Consider the following 5,532-nt stretch of genomic DNA (forward strand, 5'->3'; position numbering starts at 1 on the left):
CGGCGTGACCGCCTTGCCAATTCCCGACAGAATCCGAGCCTGCTTGACCGCACGTTGGATCGTCCGCGGAGAAAGATGCCGGCCGACACGCCCGTCTTCGGAAGGAAACAGGTAGCCAATTCCTTGGGTGCGCCGCCACAACTGCCGCATCAGCGGCAACAAATCGTCGGCCAACATGACATAGCGATCCTTCTTGCCTTTGCCAAGTTGAACCCGAATTTGTTGGCGATCGAAATCGAAGTCCGACCACTGCAAACGGGCGACCTCCGAGACTCGCAAACCGGTTGCATACAGCACGGTGAGAAGCAACTTGTCACGCAACGTGCGAGCGGCCTCCATCATTCGCTGAACCTCTTTCTTGGACATCACGACAGGCAATTGCTTTGACTTTCGCGGGGACACCAGTCCAACCGTGCAACGCAACAAACAGAATTTGTCCAGGCCGGTTCGCAGTGCCGACAAAGTGACGCTGACCTCCGACGCCGACGCGCCGCCATTGACCAGCAGTTCCAAGTAGTCCCGAATGTCTTCTTGGTCGATCTGGTCCAGCGGTCCTCGGTACCAGCGAAGGAAGCAGACCCAAGCGGAGCGATAGTTTTTGATGGTGTTGACGGAGTAAAATCGGATCCGCAACTCGCGGACCAGACATTTAACAACCAACGGCTTGGGCGGCTGAGTCGAGAGGTCGACGACGGCATGCTCCGCTTTGAATTCCGTCTCCACAGCGTGTCGCGGGGCGTCTCGGCCGCGAGCGTTTCGCCACGGTTGGCCGTTGGTATAGAGACGGGGTGCATCCGGTGCGACAAGACGAGACATGAGCTGCTCCAGCAAATAAGGCGAAGACACGTTTCGCAAACGTTCAGCAAGTCGAGCGTGACAAACAATGCGAATTCATCTCGATCCGGCCCTGTTTTCGGAACAACGAATGGCCGGACAGTCTTCAAAGGCCAGATCTGTTGCTGAATCGACAACAGAATGCTGATCTGATGCGGCGGCCCCCACGCTGCCACTCTCGATCCCGGGATGAAAACTGCGAAAAACATGGCCGCCACAATCGCAAACATTTCGCAGCCCAGCGTTCGCCCCGATTCCCGCACCCAATCGGGGCGAACGCCCAAACGGCTCACAGGAATCAACTCCATCTTTTTTTCTAGCTCATGTGTCAGGACACACTGGCGAGCTCTTTCCGCAGAACCGCCATCGTTTCGCGTTGGCGTTTTTCGACGAATCGGCGTGCCTCATCCGCCCTGGCTTTGGCGGCGTCCAAGTCATTTGCCATCTGCAAAACCGTCGGGACGATGCGGTTGCGATCGGTATCCGAATCGAGATCGAACAACCAATCCCCCAAGCCGATGTCTTCCCACATGTAGCCTTTGCTGGTTTGTTCCTCGAACCGACAAACGATCGCGGGAATGCCGTGGCCGATGCACATGATCGGTGAATGCATTTCATTGCCAAACAACCCGGCGCTCTTCATGTAAACGCTGACCGCTTCCCCCGTCAGCCAATAATTCGGACGCCAAACGACTCGCGACAACACATCCTTTGGCAAGCGATCGATCAGCATCTCTTTTCCCACCGCCATCTGAGTGCGATCCTCCGGGCAGACCAGTACTTTGTGATCCGTTTCGCGAGCAACCTGCACGATCGCTTCGCGAAGTTGCGCATGGTCGTGTTCCTTCATCGCTTCGTTGCGAGCGTGCTTGATCGGATCAAATTTGACGTTGGGTTTGATCGTCCAATACGGCGTGTAGCGAAGGCGAGGGATGCAACACAGAAACTTCTGCGGCTCCAATCGGTTCTCCGCCAAGAAACGATCCGCCGCGGGTTCGTCTCGCAAGTCACACGCGAAAGCACCGTCGGGACCAAACTCCATCACCGGAGCGGACGCACCAAGACTCTTGGCGAGTTCCAGCGATTTGCTGTCTCGAAAGAAGACGAACCTCGCATGGTTCAACACCTCGACCGACCGAGCCATCGCCTCTTCGTTGCGGGCCGTCGTCGCCGAAGACTTCTTCATCGGGAAAGTGATGCCATAGATGCCGTAAGGCTTTCCCGTTTCCTCTCGCCATCGTTCCAAGTCACGTTCGGCGACGATGGCCGCTCCCGATCCGTGGAGCAGAAAATCACATTCCTGGAAAGCCCGCTTCAACTCCTCTGACCTTGGTTTGGCAATCTTCAGTTTGGGAAATTCCTTTCGCAGCAATTCCTCCACGCCGTTGTCGACGTTCGATGGCCAAAGAGTGACTTCCACCTCGGGCAGGTGCTTGCGAAGAATGCTGAGCACACCCGGCGTGTGGGCGATGTCGCCGATGTTGACGGTTTGCCAAGAAGACCGCAGCAGAACTCGTTTGGGCGTCTTTCCATCGTTGGCAGAAGCCAGCGATGGCCATAGCGAACTGCTCGTTGCGATCGCTCCTGCTGCAAGTCCCGTCCTGGCCGACCCGCTCAAGAAGGCACGTCGGTCAATGGCAGAAAACTGAGTTTCAATTTCAGAATGAGTCATCTAGAAGTGGGGCACATGAGGTAGGGACGGGCACAGAAACGTTTGTTCACGCCGGTCTTTTGAGGTGGGATTGCGGACTCCATCGTACTCCAGCAATGGAGAACAACTGGTCCCATGGAAGATGGCGAAATGACAAATTTCAAAAAAACAGCCGCATTCATGTCATGATTTGAGTTGGGCGGATAAGGAACTGATGCAAACCAATTACCAGGAGTTTTGAGTGGACGATTCAACACGCCATGCGACCCGATTGTGGACCTCGGCTCAGCCGGTGGTGGCCGCTTTCGTTGCGTCGGTGGTTCGAGATCGCCGCGATCGTGAAGACGTGCTGCAAGAGACTGCGCTCGCGGTTTTGAATTCCTTCGAATCCTACGATTCCTCGCAAGCGTTCCAGGGTTGGGCAATCGGCGTCGCTCGCAACCAAATCAGTCTGTATTTGCGACGCAAGCGACGCGACCGTTTGGTGTTCAACGAAGACACGATTGCGAATTTGCAGTCGACGTTCGAGCAATCAACGCCACCGGAGGAACTGGATCATCTGCCGACTTGCATCGATCAACTTCCAGGTCGAGCCCGAAAGATCTGCGAGTTGAGATATCAGAAGGGACTCAAACCGATCACGATTAGCGAACAGATTGGCATGACCGCAAACTCGGTTTCCAAAGCCTTGCAACGAATCCGAGAACAACTGCGTGAATGCATCGAAGACAAGTTCGTATCCGAGGGTGCCAACGGATGAGCACTCACATTCAAACTTTGATCGACGGCTATCTGGATGAAACCCTGACGCCAGATCAATTGTCCGAACTGGAAACTTGGATCAACGCGAATCCGGATCATGCGAAACGATTCGTTGACGCGGTTCACTTCGACGAACGGATGACGGCCGAACTGAGCTGGCAACAATTCACCGAACAAGATCCCGCGAAAACGGAACCGACCGAGCCAACTCCGGTATCACCCGCGAATTCTCCGCTGGGCAAACGGATAGCATGGACGATCGCTGCCATCGCAGCGGCGATCTTGTTGGTTGCCGGATGGGCCATTCGCTCGACCGATGATCCCTCGAAACCCAATCAACCGACCGGGCCATCCGTCGCACAAACTCCTTCTGCTCCGGTGGCTCCTGACAATAGACCGGACACAACGTTCGCAACATTGGTCCAGTCCATTGATGCGACTTGGGACGACGATCACTCTTCACAATCCGGCGACCGTTTGGACGCCCAAACCATTCGACTGCAATCAGGCATTGTGCAGGTTCAATTCGACAGCGGGGTCGAGGTCACGCTCGAAGGCCCGGCATCGTACGAATTGCAATCGATTGATCGAACCAAATTGGCCTACGGGCTTTTGTCGGCCACCGTTCCACCGGGTGCCGAAGGTTTTCGCGTTGACACGCCGTCGGCACAAGTCATCGACTTGGGGACCGCATTTGGAATCGAACTCGACCGCGATGGATTGTCCAAGGTGTCGGTCTTCGACGGGGAAGTCGAAGTGGTCACGGACAAGGACCGTCAAAAGCGTTTGCTGACCGAGGGCCAAAGCGTCGAACTGACATCAGACGGCAGCATGAGCGACATTGCTTTTGAAACTCAGCGTTTTGAAAAACTGTGGCCGTTCAGCTCGGGAATCGTCAAATCAACCGGCGCGTTCCGGTTCGCTCCTCCCTGGCCACGTTCTGTCAACCGAATCCAAAGTGACCGTCGCGTCTTTGTACTGCCCGAAGGCTACGCGACTCGATTGCAAGCCCCTTGTTCGGTCGACATCACCCAGCCCGGCAAATACACGAAGGCGACGCAGTTGTTGCCATCGGACATTCCGACGGATCGCCGCGTGCGTTCGTTCCTATTGATGTTCAATCCCGAGGTGTCGGACGACGCCCCGATAAACCGCCCACGCCCTCTGATTCGCGACTTGGAATTGGTCGAAGGCAGCATCACGTTTCAACAACCGATTCTTGGCGTGATCGTTCAAGACAAAACGTTGTTCGCAACCGATGGCCGGTTCTCGCTTCGCAGTGCCGCTGGCCTTCCATTCGGACAAGGTTTGGAACTGGATGCGAAACGCATCAGCGACACCATCACGCTCAGCGAAGACCGCCGGACGATTGATCTGAGCCTGATGTCGTTTGGCCGGCGAGGCGATCACGTCCGTGTGATTGTTGACGCATCCATCCGCCCGTTTTTTTCACGACGCCCCAAGTGATGAGTAACAACGAAGTGCCAGTTGCAATTTTTGTGAACTGCTCATCGGGCCATTCCGACAAATGCGACCGAACACTTTTCACCGACCGTTCCTTTGGATCAATCCTTTTGCCCCGGTTCCCACACAGGAATTAACCATGAAGAACGCAAACAAAGCTTCGATGCAGCCTGCCAATGAACACCCACAACGACGTCGTTTCCTAATGAAATTGCTGGCCGGCGGAACCGCCCTGCCATTGATCTCGTCGGTCGCGTTCGCTCAAAGACCCAATCGAATGGCCAAAGACGGCGAGCGTGACCCGCAAGCCCGACGACGCATGGGTGCTGGCATGCAACTGGACGCGACCAAGATCGCGGCCAAGCTGATCAAGGACCACGATAAGGATGGCGACGGTGCTCTTAACGAAAAAGAATTGGCCGCGGCACTGACCTCAATTCGCGAAGGGCGTGGGCAAGGCATGCGTGGGCGGCAAGGCCAGGGGCGAGAAGGCATGCGACCGGGAGCCGATGGGCAACGAGGCGCACGCAATCAGGACAAAGGTGTTCAGCCCAAACGCCCTGGTGAATGATCGATGCACCGGTGTGTATGACGCTGTTTGACAAACGATGGGCGGGCTATTGCAAGACGACAGACCGCAAGCCTGGACTGTTCAATCTTTGGGTTTGCAGGTCGAGGACACGGTGCAGCGATTGTCACCGCTCCCTCAACTTCGTTGGGGGAGAGGTCAGACGCGGCGTTCAGCCGTCGTCTGGGTGAGGGGGCGAATTCCCTTAGGTCGAAAACCGCAAGGCCAATTGACCCCGTGAGTTGCGCGAATG

General features: G+C 56.0%; 5 protein-coding genes. 3 read left to right on the top strand and 2 right to left on the bottom strand.

Features of this window, described 5'->3' with window-relative positions:
* Both RE6C_RS29840 and RE6C_RS03970 read right to left on the bottom strand, forming a co-directional pair.
* A partial coding sequence (locus RE6C_RS29840; protein ID WP_008654073.1) for a tyrosine-type recombinase/integrase occupies positions 1-816 on the bottom strand: 816 nt, incomplete at its 3' end.
* Between the two features lie 346 nt (positions 817-1,162).
* On the bottom strand, positions 1,163-2,506 hold the full coding sequence (locus RE6C_RS03970; RefSeq protein ID WP_008654074.1) for a polysaccharide pyruvyl transferase family protein: 1,344 nt from the start codon (positions 2,504-2,506) through the stop codon (positions 1,163-1,165).
* Between the two features lie 220 nt (positions 2,507-2,726).
* Here RE6C_RS03970 and RE6C_RS03975 point away from each other — a divergent pair, with 220 nt between their 5' ends.
* From RE6C_RS03975 to RE6C_RS03985, 3 genes are all read left to right on the top strand, one after another.
* Positions 2,727-3,245, top strand: coding sequence for a sigma-70 family RNA polymerase sigma factor (locus RE6C_RS03975; RefSeq protein ID WP_008654075.1), 519 nt, complete (start codon positions 2,727-2,729; stop codon positions 3,243-3,245).
* Positions 3,242-4,714, top strand: a complete 1,473-nt coding sequence (locus RE6C_RS03980) for a FecR domain-containing protein (protein ID WP_008654076.1) — start codon at positions 3,242-3,244, stop codon at positions 4,712-4,714. Before RE6C_RS03975 ends, RE6C_RS03980 begins: the two co-directional genes overlap by 4 nt.
* 136 nt (positions 4,715-4,850) lie before the next feature.
* Entirely contained in the window at positions 4,851-5,282 is a 432-nt protein-coding gene (locus RE6C_RS03985; RefSeq protein ID WP_008654077.1) for an EF-hand domain-containing protein, read from the top strand.
* Positions 5,283-5,532 lie beyond the last annotated feature (250 nt).

The organism is Rhodopirellula europaea 6C, assembly GCF_000338295.1.
Lineage (GTDB): Bacteria > Planctomycetota > Planctomycetia > Pirellulales > Pirellulaceae > Rhodopirellula > Rhodopirellula europaea.

Excerpts from the sequence above, each read along its gene's own strand:
- RE6C_RS03980 (WP_008654076.1), top strand. The coding sequence starts at position 3,242 with ATGAGCACTCACATTCAAACTTTGATCGACGGCTATCTGGATGAAACC.
- RE6C_RS03970 (WP_008654074.1), bottom strand. The coding sequence starts at position 2,506 with ATGACTCATTCTGAAATTGAAACTCAGTTTTCTGCCATTGACCGACGT.
- RE6C_RS03985 (WP_008654077.1), top strand. The coding sequence starts at position 4,851 with ATGAAGAACGCAAACAAAGCTTCGATGCAGCCTGCCAATGAACACCCA.